We start from the raw sequence: 18,956 nt of genomic DNA on the forward strand, positions 1-18,956 counted from the left end.
GTGATTAACTAAAAAATTTAAAATAATATGTCAGAATTTAAAAGTGCTGTACCTACAATTGCAAGACCCACTCCTATTGACCGTGAAGTACAGTGGGATAAGACCAAAGTACTCATCAGTGAAACAGATGCGATTGGTACTATTACCAAAGTGAATGATGTGTTTTGTGAGGTATCACACTACACTGCTGAAGAACTCATAGGACAACCTCATAACTTGATACGCCACCCCGATATGCCAAAACTTATTTTTAAGCTTCTTTGGGATAACTTAAAGGCGGGAAATAACTTTGTGGGTGTGATTAAGAACTTAGCTAAAACAGGAGAATACTACTGGGTGGTTACTGATTTTGAAATGCGTCGTGATGCATCGGGTAATATTACACATTACATTGGCAGAAGAAGATCGGTGCCTGAAGCAGCGATTAAAGACTATTTGGCACCTTTCTATGATTCACTTTTGAAAATGGAGAGAATAGGGGGTGTAGAATTGAGCAGTCGTTTCTTTAAAAACTATTTGGCTAAGCAAGGAAAAGATTATATCGATTTTGTGATAAGTATTATGTCAGAGGGTCAAACTAAATTTACAGCTGAAACCGTATCGGGTGTTGATAATAACAACGTGACAGTATCTGACGATATTTACCAAATGGATGACTCGAAGAATGAAAAGCGCAAGAACTTCTTCGAGCGTTTGTTTAACTAATAAAAACATTAGATAGAGATAAGAGAGGAATAGAGGTAGACTCTATTCCTCTTTTTTGTGGCATAGGATTTGTTATTTATTGAGCGTGGATTGTCAATTGAAAATTATTTTATACTTTTGCCCCGACTAATTAATTCAATAACGAAATGGACTTAACAGCCTATCACTTTGTATCGCTGTTTCGGAATAATGTACAGCAATACCCACAGAAAGACGCTTTGATGGGAAGAGTCGCTTCTTCTCATTGGAAAGGTATTACGTGGGAGACCTTAGGCAGTACCACAACCCTTTTATCTAAATCTCTGCTTTCATTGGGTATCCAGCCCCAAGAAACTGTAGGGATTCTTGCACAGAATACCCCACAATGGTCGCTTGCCGACCTTGCTTGCTTGCAAATACGTGCCATTCCGGTACCCATATATACTACAAATACCGCCGAACAAGCTCTCTACGTGATGAACCACGCTGAGGTGAAAGTGCTGTTTGTGGGCGATGAAAAGCAATACCACAAAGCTCTTGAAGTAGCCTCTCAGTGCCCCACCTTGCAAATGATTGTGGTATGTGATAACGAAGTGCCTCTTACCGAAAAACAGTATTCTATTCACTGGAACGACTTTTTGGCACTCGGCAATAGTCCGCAGTATGACACAGAGTTAGACAAGCGCATTGCAGAACGCAATTTAGATGACCTTTTTACGATTATTTACACTTCGGGTACTACGGGTGAGCCCAAGGGAGTAATGCTCACTTATGAGAATTTGGCTTTCCAGATGGTAGGACATACCGAGCGCTTATCTACCGTAGATAACACTGATACGTCATTGGCTTTCTTGCCACTATCGCACGTATTTGAACGCGCGTGGACGTACTTCTGCCTTTACAAAGCAGTTACTGTTTATTACTTAGATGATACTAACTTAGTGCGCGAAGCCCTTGCTGAGGTACGTCCTACCTTGATGTGTGCTGTACCGCGCTTCTACGAAAAGATATTTGCCACCGTACACGACCGAGCTGACGCATCGTCATTTGTAAAGCGTAAGCTCTTCCGCTTGGCAATAGCTACTGGTAAACGAGTATTGGCATTACGCGAACAAGGTAAGAAACCGTCGTTTGTCTTACAGAAAGCTTATAACCTTTTTGATAAAATGGTGTATAAGAAACTGAAAGAGGCTCTTGGTGGACGCATTAAGTTTATGCCTTGTGGAGGGGCTAACCTCGAACCTAGTATCGGGCGTTTCTTTCAGTCGATAGGTATTAACCTGAAATTAGGTTATGGGATGACCGAAACGACTGCTACTATATCTTGTTGGGGCGACGATCGTATCAACCCACAATCGGTAGGGAATGTGATGCCTAATGTGCAAGTGCGGATAGGAGAAGAGAACGAGATATTGGTAAAAGGAGGAATGGTGATGAAGGGTTACTACAAGAACCCTGAAGAAACCGCCAAAGCTTTTACTCCCGATGGTTATTTGCGTACGGGTGATGCGGGTAATTTGGACGGAAATAACAATCTCTTTATCACCGAACGCATTAAAGAACTGATGAAGACTTCTAATGGCAAATACATTGCTCCACAGATGATTGAAGGCAAGGTAGGGAAGTATAACCTTATAGAACAAATAGCCGTGATTGCTGATGGTAAGAAGTTTGTTTCTGCCCTTATTGTACCTAACTACGAGATGCTCTCACAAGCACTAAAAGATCTCAACCTTAAGTATAAAAACACGGCAGATATGATAAAGCATAGCCAAGTGATTGAATACATAGGCAAGCAACTACAAAAATTTCAGAAAGACCTACCCGACTACGAGCAGATTAAAAAGTTTACGCTTCTGCCTTCGGCTTTTACTATTGAGCGTAATGAGATTACTCCTTCGCTCAAACTCAGAAGAAAAGTGATTTATGCCAATTATAGTCGTGAAATAGAGGCGATGTACAGATAAAGATATTAGAGACTATCTGTAAAACATTCTAGGATAGTCTCTTTTTATTTTCTATTTTATTCCTAAGTGCTTACGTACTTCGGCAACAGTACTTTCGGTGAACAAGGCTTCTAAGTTTTTCCAGACACTGTGATAGCCGTAAGGTCCATTGAGCATCTCATTTTTAGCATCGGCTATACTCCAATCTTCATAGATAATTCTATACATTGCTACCATAATACCTGTACGATCAGCGCCGTGATAACAGTGAATAAGTACCGCTCCTTCGTTTTGATGTTTGCGAATTAGTTTTAGTACACTTGCTATTTCAGGAGCTTTGATACGCCAAGTAAGTAACGGGTGATTGATAAGCTTGATACCTTCAGAGGCGTGGAAAATCTTCTTGTCTCCTGAACGAGTAAAATAGCGTAGATTAATGATAGTTTTAATAGGTATCTTTTTGATAATCTTCTTGTCTTCATTTACTAATTGTTCACTTCTGTAAAGCAGACTGTCTACCTTATACAAGTTAGCATCTGCGTGAATAAGAGTAGCTTTTTGTTGCCCCCATAATGAGATAAAAGAGAATAATAGAAAGTAAAGTATTAGATTTTTCTTCATAAAAGTAATGTTTTTATAGAATCTGGTAAGTGCTTAAAATCAGCAGGCAAACATACTATTATTATAGCAGATATGCAAACTATATTGTATAAAATAATTGCAATATAAACATTTTAATTGTTAAAAAAGCATTGTTGTATTTTCTTATTTTGTACTTTTGCGCCCGATTTTTAATATTATTTGCTAATCGAAGAACAATTTTTATGAAAAGATTTTTATTTATGGCAATATTAAGTTGCCTTGGTCTTGTGTCTGTGCAATGTACCAAAACCGACACAGAACGTGTAGAAATAAAAGGAGAACGCGGTGAGCGTGGCAACTTAATCCTCTCAGGAATAGGCGTGCCTGATGCTTCTCAAGGAACGGTAGGCGATTATTATCTCGACCTATCTACAGCCAATCTTTATGGAGCTAAAACAGCACAAGGATGGGGAACTCCTATTTCTTTAAAAGGCTTAAAAGGTGATGCAGGAGCCGATGGTGCTAATGGTACCGACGGTCAAAACGGAAAAGATGCTCCTGTACCTCAAATAAAAAATGGCTTTTGGTATATAGGTGAAACGAATACTCATATTAAAGCCCAAGGAGAAAAAGGTACTGATGGTACTAATGGCACCAATGGTCAAAAAGGTCAAAATGGTATTACGCCTCATATAGGAGAGAATGGTAATTGGTTTATAGGGAATCAGGACACTCATATAAAAGCTCAAGGAGACAAAGGAGAAACAGGTGCTACGGGTGCTACGGGAGCACAAGGGCTTCCCGGTAAAGATCGCTCTAAAATATATTCAGGACAAGGCAAACCCGTGAGTCAAGGAGTAGAAGGCGATTACTATATCGATACTGAAGCTAAAATATTCTATGGACCTAAAACTAATATAGGTTGGCCTTCTACCGGTATTTCTCTTACCGCTCAACAAATGAGTGACACAGACTATGAACTTAGCGCTGACGGAAAGACCTTAGTAAAATGGAAAAATGAGAAAACACTTTTTATAGATATGAATACTGACCCTAAGTTAAAAGATGTAGAAATCATAGCTGACAATGCTTTTAACGCAGAAATAAATAAACTCACATACCAGTTGAGAACTTTCGTCATTGGGGATAAAGTAAAAGATATAGGGGCTAAGGCTTTCTATCTATGTACTAAATTGACAAGTGTAGAAGTATCGAATGAGAATATAAGAAGAGAGATTACAAAAATAAAAACACAAACCTTTGCTAATTGTACTCACCTACAAAATGTAGATATTCCTTCGAGCGTTACTACTATTGAAGCAAGAGCTTTCACAGGTTGTAATAGACTTACAAGTGTTATACTTCCTGAAACAGTAAACAATATAGTAAATAATGCCTTTGCAAAGTGTGATAATTTGCATACTGTAATCATACGTAATCCTAATGCTTTTATAATAGGAACTATGGCATTTAATCAAACACTATTGCGCAACATCTATGTCCCTTCCGGGAAAGTAGAGGAATATAAAATATTAAACCCTCAATACAAAGATTTTATCAAATAAGATATAAACAAAAAAAGCTACCAATTCGGTAGCTTTTTTTATTACCTTTTATCTCTTACCCGTTACCTGAATAAACGCTTCTTCCAAATTAAATGCTTGCACTTCGGTAATAAGGTTTTGAGGCGTGTCTTCTTTTAGCAATTGTCCTTCGTTTAAAATACCTACACGGTCACAAAAATCCTGTGCCTCTTGCAAATGATGGGAGGTGTAAAGAATCGACATTCCTCCTCTGTTCAATTCCTTTAAATAATCGATAATAATATTTTTGGACTGCACATCCACCCCCACCGTAGGTTCGTCTAAGAAAAGCACCTCAGGGCTGTGCAATATACCCGCCACCAAGTTGATACGGCGTTTCATTCCCCCCGAAAAATGAGCAATTTTCTTATTGGCAACTGAGGCTAAGGCTACTCGCTCAAGAGCTTCGTCAGTGAGTGCTTTTAGTTGTTTGCCTTTGAGTCCATACAGGCTACCGAAATAATGCAAGTTTTCGCGAGCGGTAAGCGTAGGATACAAAGCGTATTCTTGCGGAACCACCCCTATTTTATACCTAAGGCTTGTATCTTTATAAGTAAGTCCTACAATAGAAAAACTCCCCATCGTAGGTTTGATACTCCCAAAAAGAATAGACATCAGGGTAGTTTTTCCCGCTCCATTAGGTCCTAAAATACCATAAATTTCTCCTCTTCTCACCTTAAACGTCACATCGTTTAAGGCAAGGCTAGTGGCTTCTTTATATTGTTTGCTGAGGTGGGTTACCTCAATGGCATTGGGGGGTGTACTCATATTCTCAAAAGCTAAAAAGCGGGGCAAGTTAGTCAAAATATTGCAATTAGCAAAGTTTTTTGTACATTTGCAGGGTTTTAATAGGTAACAAGTAACACAATGAACGAAAATGTAACGCTTAGAATAGCAATGCCTCAGGATACTCCTGCTATTTGGGCAATCCTATCTGCTGCTATTGAGCGTCGCAAAGCCGATGGCAGTAACCAGTGGCAAGACGGCTACCCTAATGAAGAGGTGATAGCTAACGATATCACCCATCAATATGGCTATGTACTCACAGAAGACAACGAAATATTAGGCTATGTTGCTCTCCTCATCAACAGCGAACCTGCTTATGAGGCTATCAAGGGCAAATGGCTTACCAATGCCGACTTTATGGTATTTCATCGCGTAGCAATTTCGCCTGACCATTTGGGGCGTGGCTTAGCAAAGTTTCTTCTTCAAAAGATAGAGGAAATAGCTCGCAATAAAGGCATTCCTTCTTTGCGAGCCGATACTAATTTCGATAATGCCCCTATGTTACATCTATTCGAAAAATTAGGCTATAAGTACTGCGGAGAAGTTACTTTCAGAGGTACTCCCCGCAAAGCTTTTGAGAAAAAACTATGAATCAAGAATTACTCACCTATTTAGAACATTTTATTACCGAAGAACGCAAGGAACGTTTTTTACAGGTGATAAGTGCGCGTACCAATCACTTTACGGTAGCGATGGAAGATGTATTCCAAATGCATAACACCAGTGCCGTAGTGCGCACTTGCGAAGTCTTTGGCGTGCAACAAGCACACAGCATAGAAGGACGATTTGGCAAACGCCTCGATGCCAAAATAGCAATGGGTGCTCAAAAATGGGTAGACGTCTTCCGCTATAACGACACCCAAAGTTGTATCGATGCCCTCCGTGCCCAAGGTTACCAAATTGTGGCAACAACCCCACACAAGGATGCTTATTTCCTCAACGACTTCGATATTAGTAAAAAGAGTGCTTTCTTCTTTGGTACAGAAAAAGAAGGGCTCTCTGAGCAAGTACTCTCACAAGCTGATACATATTTAAAAATTCCAATGGTAGGTTTTACCGAAAGTTTGAATATCTCGGTAGCGGTAGCCATTGTCCTGCAACAGCTTACTGATAAACTCCGCCGTAGCCAAGTAGCTTGGCAACTCACCGATGAAGAACGCCTCAGCACTCTTATCAATTGGACAAAGAAATCCATTCGCAACGTAAAAGATGTGCTAAAACGCTACGAAGAACTCACCGCTCAAAAATAAAAACCTTCAATAAACTTCCCCCTATCTTCGCCCTAACTACAAGAAATCTTTATCATTTCTTCGTTCATTCTTTTCCTACTTGCCTGCCGTGCTACCACTGCCTGTGCGGCTCGCACCGTCTTTTGTATGAACTTTGCCAAAGTTTCAAACATTGCCAAAGTTGAACTCTACTAATAACCTTCTTTTTATCTCTATCTTAAATTCGCTTTACCTTCATCGTAGGTTCGTTTTCTGTTCGTCATTCCTTCGTCTTTTGTTCGTTGTAGAGCCATTGTAGACCCACTGTAGACCCACTGTAGACCCACTGTAGAGCCACTGAAAAGCCACTCATCGTTCGATTATCCCATAAGCTTTGTATAATCCTCTCCCAATTTCACCATTAATCATTAATCATTAATCATTAATCATTAACCATTAATCATTAATCATTAACCATTAATCATTAACCATTAATCATTAACCATTCACCATTCACCATTAACCATTAATCATTTGCTAATTTTTTAATCTTTATTTGGCATTTCTGGTATTTAAGGTATTACAATTTCTTCACTCATTTTTTTCATAATTCGTAATCCGTAATTCGTAATTATTTTTTACCTTTGCACCGAGAAGAGATTTTTAACCATTTACAGAAATGAATACTATAACAAAAACAAACTTTAAATTCCCTAAACAAAAATCCGTTTACAGAGGGAAAGTGCGTGATGTGTATCAACTTAAAGATGATACCCTCATTATGATTGCTACCGACCGTATTTCGGCTTTCGATACCATTCTACCCAAAGGTATTCCTTACAAAGGTCAGATATTAAATCAAATGGCTGTGAGTTTCTTGCAACAAACTGAAGATATTGTACCTAATTGGCTTATTGCTTCTCCTGACCCTAATGTTTCTATTGGTCAAGTGTGCGAACCGCTAAAAGTGGAAATGGTCATTCGCGGTTATCTTGCAGGACACTCGGCTCGTCTCTACAAAAATGGCGTGCGCAAACTATCGGGTGTACCTTTGCCAGAAGGCTTGCGAGAGTTCGATATGTTCCCACAACACCCCATTATTACTCCGGCTACCAAAGCCGAACAAGGCTTGCACGACGAAGATATTTCCCGTGAAGACCTCATTCGCAAAGGAATTGTAAGCGAGGAAGACTATCGATTGATGGAAAAATACACCTACGCACTCTTTGCTCGCGGTACTGAAATCGCCTCTAAACACGGACTCATCTTGGTAGATACTAAATACGAATTCGGTAAAACTCGCGATGGCGAAATAGTGCTCATCGACGAAATTCACACCCCCGATTCCTCTCGTTATTTCTATAAAGAAGGCTATGACGAACGACAAGAAAACGGTGAACCCCAAATACAACTCTCCAAAGAATTCGTACGCCAGTGGCTCATTTCGAAGGGCTTTCAAGGTGAAAAAGGACAAAAAGTACCTACGATGACTGATAAGTATGTACAATCCGTTTCTGAGCGTTATATAGAGCTCTACGAGAACATTATGGGCGAGAAATTCCTCCCCGCCGATACTTCCGATATAGAGAACCGCATCTACGACAACATAATGCGATTTTTGCAGAATCAATAATCAATGAAAAAAGGTCGCTTTTGCGTCCTATACTTTGCCAAAGTTGAATAGCGCTCGTTAATTGAACCACGATGTCTACATATCATTAGGAAGTAACTTAGGAAATCGTAAAGCCTACCTGCAACAAGCCATTGAAGGCATTGCGATGCGGGTGGGTACTATTGTCGATATAGCCCCTGTTTACGAAACACCCTCTTGGGGTTTTTCGGGGGAAGCTTTCCTGAACACCTGCTTGCTATGTCGTACCTTTCTCTCACCTGAGGAAGTATTAGTACAGCTCTTGCAAATAGAACAAGAACTTGGGCGAGAGCGTATGCCTCAGTCCAAAGGCTACCAATCACGCACTATCGACCTCGATATTCTTTTCTACGACGATAAAGTTATTAATACCGAAGTACTCACCGTGCCTCATCCTCTCTTGCATCGCCGTAAGTTTGTGCTGAAACCTTTAGCAAATATCGATGACCTCAAAGTACACCCTGTACTCAAAAAAACGGTTGCCGAACTCCTCCGCACTACCGATGATACTTCACCCGTGCAACGTCTTACCGACCAGCTGTCGTTTCCTGCACAAAAATCGCCTTTCTTGAATTATAAGTACATTGCTATTGAGGGGAATATAGGTTCTGGAAAGACCACTTTGGCAACTAAAATAGCCGAAGATTTCAATGCAAAGCTCATCTTAGAACAGTTTTCTGATAATCCTTTCCTGCCTAAATTCTACGAGAATCCCAAACAATACGGTTTTACGTTGGAGATGTCGTTCCTTACCGAACGCTACCAGCAAATGTGTGAACAGTTAGCACAAATGGACTTGTTCAAGGAGTTCGTCGTCTCCGATTATGATATCTTCAAATCACTTATCTTTTCTAAGGTAACTCTTACCGATGATGAATTTGTGTTGTACCGTAAGCTTTTTTACATTCTTTATAGCCAAATCATCAAACCCGATTTGTATGTATTCCTCTATCAAAATACCGACCGTCTTATTGAAAATATCAAGAAACGTGGTAGAACATATGAGCAAAACATCTCCCCCGATTATCTGAAAAAGATACACTATGGCTATTTAGATTTCATACAGAAGAATACCGCTATGAATTCTCTTATCATTGATGTAACCGACCTCGATTTTGTAAAACACTACACTCATTACGAGTATATTATAGAAAAGATACGCGAGAATTAATTTTCAGTATGCACTTTGCCAAAGTTTTAAATTTTGGCAAAGTTGAATAACTTTTATTTTGATAAATCCGCTCTAAAAATACGGGTTCTATACATTATAAGTATCCAAATAATAAGAAACATAATATGGTTTATAGCAATTGGATAGTTTATAAAAGAGTAGACAAAATACTATTTCTCCTAATTTGCTAATTCACAAATTAGCTAATTTCTCAATTATTCGTATCTTTGCCCCCGATTTTTAAACTACAACAAAATGTCAGCAGTTAGAAAAGAATACAAACGAGTAACTACCAAATCGATAGTAGAGATGAAAGCCAATGGCGAAAAGATTTCAATGCTTACCGCCTACGATTATACATTTGCTAAACTATTAGATAGTGCCGGTATCGATGTGCTATTGGTAGGCGACTCCGCCAGCAATGTAATGGCAGGTCACGAAACTACCCTCCCTATCACCTTAGACCAAATGATTTATCACGCCTCATCAGTAGTACGAGGGGTGAGTCGCGCCCTTATAGTGGTAGATTTGCCTTTTGGTACTTACCAATCCGACCCTAAAAAGGCGTTGCGCTCAGCTATTAGAATAATGAAAGAAAGTGGCGCTCACGCAATTAAATTGGAGGGAGGTAAGGAGGAAGCCGAGAGCATCAAGCGCATTGTAAATGCGGGCATTCCGGTAATGGGACACTTGGGGCTCACTCCTCAATCCATTCACCAGTTTGGTTCATTCGCTTTGCGTGCTAAAGAAGAAGCTGAAGCCCAAAAACTCAAAGAAGATGCTAAGTTATTAGAACAATTGGGTTGTTTTGCTATTGTATTAGAGAAAATACCTGCTACATTGGCTGAAGAAGTAGCCAAGAGTGTGCATATTCCCATTATAGGGATTGGGGCTGGTAGTGCAGTAGATGGACAAGTATTGGTGATGCAGGATATGCTAGGTATGAGCAATGAATTCCAGCCTCGTTTCTTGCGCAAATATGCCAATTTGCAAGAAGTGATTACTAATGCCGTATCGCATTACATCGAAGACGTAAAAAGCGTCGATTTTCCTAACGAAAAAGAACAGTATTAATGTTCCGTCATCAAGGTAAAAAACGTACCGCCAAACATAATCTACAAATAGCCGTAGTGCTCTCATTCGTCGCAGGAATGGTGAACGTTACCGGCTTTTTGTTTGTGGGTAAACTTACCACCAATGTTACGGGACATTTTGCATATTTTATCTATGACGTGTCGGTAGCTGAGTTTTGGAAAGGGCTCATTTACTTTCTTTACATCTTTGCTTTCCTCATAGGTTCTTTCACTTCGGGTTTACTGATTGAGGATGCTAATTATCATCGTACCCAGAACAAGTATCTCAAACCTACACTCTTGGAGTGTTTAGCTTTGTTATCGGTAGTAGGGTTACACGCTTTTTCTTCCAATGACATTCCCGCCGATGTTACCGCTTGTATCTTGCTCTTTGCAATGGGCTTGCAGAATGCTTTTGTGACTAAAATCTCTAACTCGGTAGTGCGTACTACCCACCTTACAGGTCTCTTCACCGATTTAGGTATCGAACTCGCCCAAAGAATTTACCTTAATCGTAATCACTACGAGCAGCAACACACGCATTTGCGAAACACCATTCGTCTCAGACTTTTTATCATTGCGTTCTTCTTTCTAGGAGGATTTAGTGCGGGGTATTTTTATATTGAACGAGGTTTTTCAATATATACTCTGCTCATTTCGGTAGCCATTCTTCTCTTAGGTCTTTTCTACGACGGAATGCGCTTTTTCTATTTCACTAATAAACGACATTATGAAACTTATCACAAACGCCGAAAACGTAGACGTGCTTTACGAAGACAATCACGTTATCGCCGTAAACAAGCGAGTAGGCGACATAGTTCAGGGCGACAAGACGGGGGACACTCCGCTTAGCGATATTGTCAAACAATACCTTAAACAAAAATATAACAAACCTGGGGAGGTATTCCTTGGAGTGGTACATCGCTTAGATCGCCCTACTACGGGAGTGGTGCTCTTTGCCAAAACCTCTAAAGCTCTCGCACGCCTCAATACGATGTTTGCTAATAAACAGGAAGTACAGAAAACCTATTGGGCGTTGGTAGATGCAAAACCTCCTGTCGAGGAAGATACGCTTACCCATTGGTTAGTGCGTAATGAAAAACAAAACAAGTCAGTAGCATATAATAAAGAAATGCAGCATAGCAAGAAAGCGGTATTGCATTATAAGTTATTGAAATCGTATGAACGTTATTACCTATTAGAAATCGACCTCATCACGGGGCGCCATCACCAGATAAGAGCGCAATTAGCTGCCATAGAATTGCACATCAAAGGAGACCTGAAGTACGGTGCCAAACGTTCCAATCCCGATGGAGGTATCTGTCTTCACGCTTATAGCCTGAGCTTTGTTCACCCTGTAAAGAAAGAGCCTACTAAGATTATTGCAGAAGCCCCTTTCTCTTTCTTGTAGTTAATTGCTAATTCGTATAGCTTTTAGAGTTATAGAATTTTTACAATTTCATTTATACTTTCTTCTTCAGTAAGATTATCCATAGAGATAATATAGTTAGCTTGCATATAAAAAGGGTTGCGTTCAAACAGATGTTTGCGAATGAAATCCTCTAAATCAGCATCATTAATTTCAGAGAGTAGAGGGCGATGCGGTTTTTCTTTAATAAGACGTCTGGCTAAGGTTTTAGGTTGGTATTTTAGATAAATAGATAAAGAAGTAGCTTCTTTTATTAAAGCCATATTATTGCCAAAGCACGGTGTTCCCCCTCCTAAGGATAATATAAAGTCTTCCTCTTTTTGTAATAACTCCTTTAAATAAAGAGTTTCTTTTTTTCGAAAATAAATCTCTCCTTTACTACTAAAAATCTCTTGTACTGATAGGTTTTCACCTTCAGCAATATAAGAATCAAGGTCAATAAAAGGAATGTTTTTAAGGTGAGCTATAGCTTCTCCAAGAGTAGTTTTACCGCTTCCCATATAGCCAAGTAAAATTATTTTCATATATAAGGTATTGTATAATAGATGTTTGAAATGTAATGCTAAAAATAAAGTGCAAAAATAATACTTTTTTTCTTGTTACATAAGAAATTTGTTATATCTTTGCACCCGCAAAACAATAAAGACACCGAATTGTTATAATGACTCGGTAGCTCAGCTGGTAGAGCACGACACTCTTAATGTTGGGGTCCAGGGTTCGATCCCCTGCCGGGTCACAAGGGTTATACAATTTGTTTTTTTATTTTTAAGGGACTTGGTAGCTCAGTTGGTAGAGCACAACACTTTTAATGTTGGGGTCCTGGGTTCGAGCCCCAGCCAGGTCACAAGGGTTATACAATTTGTTTTTTTATTTTTAAGGGACTTGGTAGCTCAGTTGGTAGAGCACAACACTTTTAATGTTGGGGTCCTGGGTTCGAGCCCCAGCCAGGTCACAAATGCGTAAGCCTACGTGGAGAAATTGGTAGACTCGCCATCTTGAGGGGGTGGTGCTCGTTAGGGCGTGCTGGTTCGAATCCAGTCGTAGGCACAAAAAGATAAGACTACTTTATTGATAAAGTAGTCTTTTTTATTGTCTATATTTATATTTTTTTAATTATAATACTTTTAAAGCACTTTCTTTAGTCCACCCTATTTTTCCATTAGCTAAACGAATTTTTATCCAGTCATTATTCTTTTCTATAATTTCTACTTTAGTACCTTCGTGAAGCTGTACTACTTCATTGCTATAAGAATTGGCTTCAGAAAATACCCGTACCGTTTTATCGAATAAGATAGCGTATTTTTCACCGTCTACTTGCCTTTTATGAAAATCGGCGATGAAATAAGTGCCTACCGCTACTGCTACTGATATGAACATCAAGGTGAAAAAGAGCCGTTTGAGGGCAGTTTGTTCTAAAAAGTAGTAACAAAAGAAACTCAATACAAATACCATTACTCCTATTATAGAGAGCACTGCCCACGTTTGCAAGCTAAACAAACCTGTAATGGCATCGGAGAGCTGGCGTAACCAGGTTTTAGGTAGAGGTGTAATAGCATCTACCTTCATTTGGTTTGCTAATAAGAGCCCGTTTTTAGCCTGTTGATTTTTGGGGTTTAGCTGGAGCGCTTTTTCATAATAATAGATACTTTCAGGCACGTGATTCAGTTTGTAATAAGTATTTGCTAAATTATAGTACAAAGCTGATGATTCTTTACCAGACTTTAAAATTGATTTGTATTGGTCAATTGCATTTTGATACTCTCCTTGGTCGTAATATTGGGTTGCTTTCTCGAAAGGATTTTCGTTAGTTTGAGAGAAAACAGAGAAAGAGAGCAACAGCAAGAGTGATATGATGATGTTGTTTTTCATTTTATTACTTGTTTTTCACTTGTTTGTCGAGGGCAGAGATTACTTGTACTGCCTCGCTAAAATCTTTTTCCATAGAAGCATCGGTGTGATGCTGAGAGTAGCGTGCCATTTCGCAATTAGCGAGTAATGCCATAAACTGAGCTACGGTAGCTTCAGTAGCTTTTCGGCTGAGCAATAGTTCAGTGATTTTATCTTTGCTCATTTCAGCTGTTTCAATTTTTAATTTGGCTTTTAAGTAATTGTGCAAGGCGCGTTCTAACGCTTCGTAGAAGGTACCTTTATCACCTAATTTACGTTTAGCTTCTCCCAGATATTTCTTCGCTAATCTATTGGCTACTCTTACTTTATTACCTTCGATATCTCCGGCTCTTTGCATTTTGATATGCCACCAGATAAGTACAATAGGGATAAGAAGCAAAGGCAAGAACAGCCATAAATAGTAAGCTGTAGAACCAAAGAATACGGGTTGGTGCATTGGCTGAAGGTCAGCATTGGTTTGAAGACCTTCTGGTTTTAGAGGAATGTTATTACTATTAGCCGTGTCATTAGGCTGGTTTTCGGCTGTAGGACCTTCGGTTACATCTATCCAAATATCTTCGGTTTTTACAGTTTCATATTTCTGAGTATTAGGGTTGAAATACGAGAAAGAGAGTCCTGAAATAGGATATTTTCCTTTGTATTCAGGAACGATAGTATAGGTTTGTTCTAAGCGTCCTTTCATTCCGTTAAGAGAAGTGTTGATATCTTCTTTTTGTTCGGGAGCATATACTTCTAACGATGATGGGAAAGTAGGCTTAGGTAAATCAAACAGTTTAAAATTGCCATTACCTGATACTTCTATTTTTAGTTGAGTACTTTCATTAGCTTTGAGTGTTTGTTTTGTAGCATTTACAGAAAAAGAGAAGTTACCGACTGCTCCTGAGAAGTTTTCGGGTTTTCCTTCCTCAGGTAAGGGCTTTATGTTTAAAACACGACTACCAGAGCTTACTTTGCGTGATATTTCTTCATAGAAAGGACGCCCAAAGAAGTCTCGTTGTCCTGTAGGAGCATTGATAATAGCTTCTACAGACAGAGGTTCGAGAGTGATAGCGCCTGTTTTTTGAGGGTAAAGCACTATTCTTTTTACTACAATACAACGGTAGGAACGACCTTGATAAGAGCAATTTTCTACCTCATAATTTTGAAGACGTATATCTTGACTCCAGAAGTTAGGGTATTTTGGTACATCTAACAAACGCAGGTTACTAAGAGATATTTCTCCTCCTACATAAAGCCGATATACCACACTTACAGCTTCGTTAAGGTATGGGTTGGGTTTTGAAACTTCGGCAAGAAGGAATAGGTTTTCACGTGCGATATCGTTAGTATTTCTGTCTATTGAGGGAGTTTTTACTGCCTCGGTAACAGTGATAGCTATGGGGTTTGTTTTATATGTTCTACCGTCAATTTCTATACTTGCTTGTCCTATGGTAAACTTACCTTTGGCAGTAGGTTGGAGAATGTAAATATAAGTTTTGGAGAAACTACTTACTCCATTAATCCACGATCTTGAAACCGATTGCGAAGGTCCCATTACTATGGTAAAACCGTGAAAGTTAGGCGGAGTAAAGTTATCGCCGTCTTTATTCATAGAGAACTCTATGCGCAAGCGTTCGTTAGCCCCTAATTGATTTTTACTCACTTCGGCTTTGAACTCTACTTGTTGTGCATAGAGACTTTGGATTAAGAAAGTTATAAAGAATATTATCTTGTATTTCATTTTAGCTTTTACTTATTAAAAGGGCGAATAGCCATTCGCCCCTACTACTACCAATCTTTTTCAGTTTTAGCGCGTTGACCTTTTACTTTTTGAGCGTTAATTTTCTCTTGAGTTTTGCGCTCTTCGTTGTTCATTGCCTCCAAGATACGCTCCATTTGTTGTGGCGAAAGAGAAGAGGGACGTTGCTCACCTTGTCCTTGTCCGCTTTGGTTTTTATTCTGCTGGTTGTTTTGGTTAGGATCTTTTTGGTCGTCGCCCTTATCTTTGTTTTTATCCTGTTTATCGCCTTGATCTTTTTTATTATCTTTATTGTCTTTGTTGTCCTGATTATTCTTGTTATCTTGGTTTTTATTCTGGTTATTTTGGTTCTGTTGATTATTCTGATTATTCTGATTTTGCTGGTTCTGTTGATTGTTTTGGTTTTGTTGGTTGTTTTTATCTTTATTGTTTTTGTTGTTTTGAGGTGGAGGTGGGTTTTGTTTAAGCATTTCTTTGGCTACTGCCAAATTGTAACGGGTTTCTTCATCTTTAGGATTATGACGCAAAGCTTCTTTATAAGAGAGCACCGCCTTTTCGTACTCTTTGTTCTTCATAAAGGCATTGCCTAAATTGTGGAAAGCCTTGTGTTTTTCTTCTTCGGTTATCTTATCGGAGGTTGAGGCGTTTTTGAGTCGGGAGAAAGCCTCGTCGTAACTCTTTTGTTGATAATACATCGTACCGAGATTATACTGTGCAGTAGCGTTGTTTTTATCTTCGGCTATTGCCTTGCGATATTCTACTTCGGCTTGTACGGGTTTATCGCCTTTGAGAGCGGTGTTGCCCTCGTACGTATATTTTTTAGAGTTAGCAATTGCTTTTTGAGCCTCTTTTTCGGCTTTGGTTTGTGCAAAAGCAGAGAGGGATAGTAAGGATAATGTTATGTATAGAACGTTTTTCATAGTAGATTGTTTGTTTTCAACTTTGCCAAAGTTTCAAACTTTGGCAAAGTTTGGGACGCACTATTTGTCTTTTTCTTTTTCGTTGAATAGATTCAATTTCTTTACCCATTGGGTTTTGCGTTCAAAGATAGCGAGGTCTAAGATGAGCAAGAGCAAAGCTCCGCCTAAAAACCACTGAAATTGGTCTTTGAAATCTACAAATTTTTGGGTATCGAACTGACTTTTTTCAGTACCGTCTAATATCTTGTTAATTTGGCTTACTACTTTTTGGGTGTTATCGCCGTCGAGGTATTCACCTCCTGCATTGATGGCTATCTGTTGCAAGAGTTCGCGGTTGAGTTTGGTAATCACTACCTCGCCATTGCGGTCGCGCTTATACGTTTGTCCGCCTCCTTCTTTGATAGGGATAGGAGCGCCTTTTTCGGTGCCAATACCTATGGTGTAGATATGTACTCCTTTTTCTTGTGCTTCGGTAGCGATTTCGGTAGCACCCATTTCGTGGTCTTCGCCATCGGTGAGGATAAAGAGCAAGCGCGCGGTGGGAGTATTCTCATCGAAATAGTTGCTTGCCATACGTATTGCTTCCTGAATGGCAGTTCCCTGAGAGGAAAGCATATCGGTGTTCATATCTTGTAGAAACATCTTAGCGGCAGAATGGTCGGTAGTGAGAGCGAGCTGAGGATAAGCGCTAGCTGCATAAGCTACGATACCTACACGGTCGCCTTTTAGCTGACTAATGGTTTCGAAAGCGATGCGTTTTGCCTTTTCCAAACGATTGGGGGCTACGTCTTCGGCAAGCATACTTTTAGAGACATCAATGGCAAAGACGATATCTACCCCTTCGCGTTTTACGGTTTCAATTTTTGTACCTATCTTGGGGTTAGCAAGGGCGATGCTCAGTAGCACAAGCACTACTGCCAAGACACTCCATTTCACCCAGAGTTTGAATCGCGAACGGTCAGGAGCTAAACGCCTAAGGGCAGGGGAGGAGGCAAATTGTCTTTGCAACCGACGTTTGCGAAGCATTGAAAGGGCAAAGATGATGAATAGCGGGATGAGTACCGCTATGAGCCAAAGATATATTTTTTCGTCGATATGAATCATAATTAGTTAAAAGATAAGAGTTAAGAGTTAAAAGTCGCAAAGGCTTTTATTATTAACTTTTAATTCATAGCTGTTAATCAAATACTGCGCCAAAACGATGCAAAGATACAAAATAATTTATAAAATTAGAAAATGAGGTGCGAGTTTGATTTAGAGGAATGAGGCTGTGCCTCAGAAATTAAACAAAATTTAAACAAAATCAAGGCTACGCCTTGTAAAGTAACTTTTGGGAATTAGCAAATTAGAAAATTAGAAAATGAGGAAATGAGGAAATGGAGTGCGAGCTACAAGAAATGCGCCAGCGGAGGTTTGTCAGTTTATTCAACTTTGCCAAAGTTTCAAACTTTGACAAAGTGTGTACCGCAAAAGCGATGTGTTGGAACTATTAGGAGCTTTCGGAAGGAAACGGAATAGTTCGGAAGTGGGTCGAGAGGGATTTTGGTGAAAAAAGGCTATAAGAAGGGTGGGGGGTAGCTTATAGATAGCTTATAGGAAGCTTATACGAATCTTGGACGATTGGTATAGAAAGGGTATATAAGTGATTGATTAATAATATCATACAACCGTACTAAAAATGTTAAAAATGGGGTTTCGAGGCGAAAGAAAAGGAATCCTCACCCCGTCCCTCTCCCAAGGAGAGGGGGTGTAATGACGGGTGACGGGTGACGAATGACGGAGGGAATGTGGTGAAAACTTCTCGCTGGCTATCTTTAAAGGGGGAGATACGATGCAAAAGCGACAATTGAGAGTTTGATGAATCTTAGGTGATTGTTATACAAAGGCTGTTGGAGCATTTAATAATCAGTGAATTATATTTTAAGGTTTTAGATTTTAATCATTTAGTTTGTCAATTCGAAAAATAGTTGTACCTTTGCGCCCTGAAAAAATTACGTAATAAAATTAGCATTGCAATGAAAAAAGAAATTCACCCAGAATCTTACCGTTTGGTGGCTTTCAAAGATATGTCGAACGACGATATCTTCATCACAAAGTCTACCGTAGAAACAAAAGAGACTATTGAAGTAGAAGGGGTTGAGTATCCATTAGTAAAATTAGAGATTTCTCGCACTTCGCACCCTTACTACACTGGTAAATCTAAACTTATCGACACAGCCGGACGTATTGATAAGTTTAAAAACAAATACGCTAAGTTCCAAAAATAACATAGCAACT

At 39.3% G+C, this 18,956-nt stretch carries 18 protein-coding genes and 4 tRNA genes; 15 read left to right on the forward strand and 7 right to left on the reverse strand.

Annotated elements, in window-relative coordinates:
* The first annotated feature begins 27 nt into the window (after positions 1 to 27).
* Positions 28 to 705, forward strand: coding sequence for a PAS domain-containing protein (locus COCH_RS07655; RefSeq protein ID WP_015782624.1), 678 nt, complete (start codon positions 28 to 30; stop codon positions 703 to 705).
* A gap of 146 nt (positions 706 to 851) precedes the next feature.
* Positions 852 to 2,651 carry an AMP-dependent synthetase/ligase gene (locus COCH_RS07660; RefSeq protein WP_015782625.1) on the forward strand — a complete coding sequence of 600 codons (1,800 nt, stop codon included), beginning with the start codon at positions 852 to 854 and terminating at the stop codon, positions 2,649 to 2,651.
* A 51-nt stretch (positions 2,652 to 2,702) separates the two neighbouring features.
* Here the strand turns inward: COCH_RS07660 and COCH_RS07665 are convergent, their stop codons facing one another.
* Positions 2,703 to 3,251: a tyrosine-protein phosphatase gene (locus tag COCH_RS07665; protein WP_015782626.1), complete on the reverse strand. Its 549-nt coding sequence runs from the start codon at positions 3,249 to 3,251 to the stop codon at positions 2,703 to 2,705.
* Between the two features lie 203 nt (positions 3,252 to 3,454).
* Here COCH_RS07665 and COCH_RS07670 point away from each other — a divergent pair, with 203 nt between their 5' ends.
* Complete coding sequence (locus tag COCH_RS07670) at positions 3,455 to 4,777, forward strand: leucine-rich repeat protein (protein WP_049756975.1); 1,323 nt, start codon at positions 3,455 to 3,457, stop codon at positions 4,775 to 4,777.
* Between the two features lie 48 nt (positions 4,778 to 4,825).
* On the opposite strand, the gene COCH_RS07675 is transcribed toward COCH_RS07670, so the two are convergent.
* Entirely contained in the window at positions 4,826 to 5,563 is a 738-nt protein-coding gene (locus COCH_RS07675) for an ABC transporter ATP-binding protein (protein WP_015782628.1), read from the reverse strand.
* Positions 5,564 to 5,662: 99 nt separating this feature from the next.
* On the opposite strand from COCH_RS07675, the gene COCH_RS07680 reads away from it, so the two are divergent.
* The 7 genes from COCH_RS07680 to COCH_RS11130 all read left to right on the forward strand — a co-directional run bounded on the left by COCH_RS07680 (position 5,663) and on the right by COCH_RS11130 (position 12,095).
* Positions 5,663 to 6,172: a GNAT family N-acetyltransferase gene (locus COCH_RS07680; protein WP_015782629.1), complete on the forward strand. Its 510-nt coding sequence runs from the start codon at positions 5,663 to 5,665 to the stop codon at positions 6,170 to 6,172.
* Complete coding sequence (locus COCH_RS07685) at positions 6,169 to 6,831, forward strand: TrmH family RNA methyltransferase (RefSeq protein ID WP_009420669.1); 663 nt, start codon at positions 6,169 to 6,171, stop codon at positions 6,829 to 6,831. The genes COCH_RS07680 and COCH_RS07685 overlap by 4 nt, the downstream gene beginning before the upstream one ends.
* Positions 6,832 to 7,468: 637 nt before the next feature.
* Complete coding sequence (locus COCH_RS07690) at positions 7,469 to 8,422, forward strand: phosphoribosylaminoimidazolesuccinocarboxamide synthase (protein ID WP_009411722.1); 954 nt, start codon at positions 7,469 to 7,471, stop codon at positions 8,420 to 8,422.
* A gap of 61 nt (positions 8,423 to 8,483) precedes the next feature.
* On the forward strand, positions 8,484 to 9,611 hold the full coding sequence (gene folK / locus COCH_RS07695) for a 2-amino-4-hydroxy-6-hydroxymethyldihydropteridine diphosphokinase (protein ID WP_002671149.1): 1,128 nt from the start codon (positions 8,484 to 8,486) through the stop codon (positions 9,609 to 9,611).
* Between the two features lie 255 nt (positions 9,612 to 9,866).
* Complete coding sequence (gene panB, locus COCH_RS07700; RefSeq protein ID WP_015782630.1) at positions 9,867 to 10,685, forward strand: 3-methyl-2-oxobutanoate hydroxymethyltransferase; 819 nt, start codon at positions 9,867 to 9,869, stop codon at positions 10,683 to 10,685.
* A complete protein-coding gene (locus tag COCH_RS07705; RefSeq protein ID WP_015782631.1) occupies positions 10,685 to 11,536 on the forward strand; it encodes a YoaK family protein in 852 nt (283 codons plus the stop codon). The genes panB and COCH_RS07705 overlap by 1 nt, the downstream gene beginning before the upstream one ends.
* On the forward strand, positions 11,448 to 12,095 hold the full coding sequence (locus COCH_RS11130) for an RluA family pseudouridine synthase (protein ID WP_015782632.1): 648 nt from the start codon (positions 11,448 to 11,450) through the stop codon (positions 12,093 to 12,095). Before COCH_RS07705 ends, COCH_RS11130 begins: the two co-directional genes overlap by 89 nt.
* 29 nt (positions 12,096 to 12,124) lie before the next feature.
* On the opposite strand, the gene COCH_RS07710 is transcribed toward COCH_RS11130, so the two are convergent.
* Positions 12,125 to 12,637 (reverse strand): shikimate kinase, encoded by a 513-nt coding sequence (locus tag COCH_RS07710; RefSeq protein ID WP_015782633.1) that lies wholly within the window; start codon positions 12,635 to 12,637, stop codon positions 12,125 to 12,127.
* Between the two features lie 139 nt (positions 12,638 to 12,776).
* On the opposite strand from COCH_RS07710, the gene COCH_RS07715 reads away from it, so the two are divergent.
* The 4 genes from COCH_RS07715 (at position 12,777) to COCH_RS07730 (ending at position 13,160) form a co-directional block, all read left to right on the forward strand.
* Positions 12,777 to 12,849, forward strand: a tRNA-Lys gene (locus tag COCH_RS07715).
* A 35-nt stretch (positions 12,850 to 12,884) separates the two neighbouring features.
* Positions 12,885 to 12,957: transfer RNA gene (locus COCH_RS07720), tRNA-Lys, on the forward strand.
* 35 nt (positions 12,958 to 12,992) lie between these two features.
* Positions 12,993 to 13,065 (forward strand) — tRNA-Lys (locus COCH_RS07725).
* Between the two features lie 11 nt (positions 13,066 to 13,076).
* Positions 13,077 to 13,160 (forward strand) — tRNA-Leu (locus tag COCH_RS07730).
* A gap of 66 nt (positions 13,161 to 13,226) precedes the next feature.
* On the opposite strand, the gene COCH_RS07735 is transcribed toward COCH_RS07730, so the two are convergent.
* From COCH_RS07735 to COCH_RS07750, 4 genes are read right to left on the reverse strand one after another with little or no spacing between them, the layout of a single operon-like run.
* On the reverse strand, positions 13,227 to 13,982 hold the full coding sequence (locus tag COCH_RS07735) for a tetratricopeptide repeat protein (protein WP_002671140.1): 756 nt from the start codon (positions 13,980 to 13,982) through the stop codon (positions 13,227 to 13,229).
* A 4-nt stretch (positions 13,983 to 13,986) separates the two neighbouring features.
* Positions 13,987 to 15,741: a BatD family protein gene (locus tag COCH_RS07740; RefSeq protein WP_009751630.1), complete on the reverse strand. Its 1,755-nt coding sequence runs from the start codon at positions 15,739 to 15,741 to the stop codon at positions 13,987 to 13,989.
* A gap of 47 nt (positions 15,742 to 15,788) precedes the next feature.
* On the reverse strand, positions 15,789 to 16,679 hold the full coding sequence (locus tag COCH_RS07745) for a tetratricopeptide repeat protein (RefSeq protein ID WP_015782634.1): 891 nt from the start codon (positions 16,677 to 16,679) through the stop codon (positions 15,789 to 15,791).
* Positions 16,680 to 16,739: 60 nt separating this feature from the next.
* The gene (locus COCH_RS07750) at positions 16,740 to 17,783 is read right to left on the reverse strand and encodes a VWA domain-containing protein (RefSeq protein ID WP_015782635.1); all 1,044 of its coding nucleotides are present in this window, start codon (positions 17,781 to 17,783) and stop codon (positions 16,740 to 16,742) included.
* 911 nt (positions 17,784 to 18,694) lie between these two features.
* Between COCH_RS07750 and COCH_RS07755 the strand changes: the two genes are divergently transcribed.
* On the forward strand, positions 18,695 to 18,946 hold the full coding sequence (locus COCH_RS07755) for a type B 50S ribosomal protein L31 (RefSeq protein WP_002671135.1): 252 nt from the start codon (positions 18,695 to 18,697) through the stop codon (positions 18,944 to 18,946).
* The last annotated feature ends 10 nt before the right edge of the window (positions 18,947 to 18,956 follow it).

Origin of the sequence: Capnocytophaga ochracea DSM 7271 (assembly GCF_000023285.1) — a bacterium.
In the GTDB taxonomy this organism is placed as follows: domain Bacteria; phylum Bacteroidota; class Bacteroidia; order Flavobacteriales; family Flavobacteriaceae; genus Capnocytophaga; species Capnocytophaga ochracea.

Excerpts from the sequence above, each read along its gene's own strand:
- COCH_RS07690 (WP_009411722.1), top strand. The coding sequence starts at position 7,469 with ATGAATACTATAACAAAAACAAACTTTAAATTCCCTAAACAAAAATCC.
- COCH_RS07735 (WP_002671140.1), bottom strand. The coding sequence starts at position 13,982 with ATGAAAAACAACATCATCATATCACTCTTGCTGTTGCTCTCTTTCTCT.
- COCH_RS07660 (WP_015782625.1), top strand. The coding sequence starts at position 852 with ATGGACTTAACAGCCTATCACTTTGTATCGCTGTTTCGGAATAATGTA.
- COCH_RS07665 (WP_015782626.1), bottom strand. The coding sequence starts at position 3,251 with ATGAAGAAAAATCTAATACTTTACTTTCTATTATTCTCTTTTATCTCA.
- COCH_RS07750 (WP_015782635.1), bottom strand. The coding sequence starts at position 17,783 with ATGATTCATATCGACGAAAAAATATATCTTTGGCTCATAGCGGTACTC.
- COCH_RS07680 (WP_015782629.1), top strand. The coding sequence starts at position 5,663 with ATGAACGAAAATGTAACGCTTAGAATAGCAATGCCTCAGGATACTCCT.
- COCH_RS07685 (WP_009420669.1), top strand. The coding sequence starts at position 6,169 with ATGAATCAAGAATTACTCACCTATTTAGAACATTTTATTACCGAAGAA.
- COCH_RS07740 (WP_009751630.1), bottom strand. The coding sequence starts at position 15,741 with ATGAAATACAAGATAATATTCTTTATAACTTTCTTAATCCAAAGTCTC.
- COCH_RS07655 (WP_015782624.1), top strand. The coding sequence starts at position 28 with ATGTCAGAATTTAAAAGTGCTGTACCTACAATTGCAAGACCCACTCCT.
- COCH_RS07710 (WP_015782633.1), bottom strand. The coding sequence starts at position 12,637 with ATGAAAATAATTTTACTTGGCTATATGGGAAGCGGTAAAACTACTCTT.
- COCH_RS07705 (WP_015782631.1), top strand. The coding sequence starts at position 10,685 with ATGTTCCGTCATCAAGGTAAAAAACGTACCGCCAAACATAATCTACAA.
- COCH_RS07675 (WP_015782628.1), bottom strand. The coding sequence starts at position 5,563 with ATGAGTACACCCCCCAATGCCATTGAGGTAACCCACCTCAGCAAACAA.
- panB (WP_015782630.1), top strand. The coding sequence starts at position 9,867 with ATGTCAGCAGTTAGAAAAGAATACAAACGAGTAACTACCAAATCGATA.
- COCH_RS07745 (WP_015782634.1), bottom strand. The coding sequence starts at position 16,679 with ATGAAAAACGTTCTATACATAACATTATCCTTACTATCCCTCTCTGCT.
- COCH_RS07755 (WP_002671135.1), top strand. The coding sequence starts at position 18,695 with ATGAAAAAAGAAATTCACCCAGAATCTTACCGTTTGGTGGCTTTCAAA.
- COCH_RS07670 (WP_049756975.1), top strand. The coding sequence starts at position 3,455 with ATGAAAAGATTTTTATTTATGGCAATATTAAGTTGCCTTGGTCTTGTG.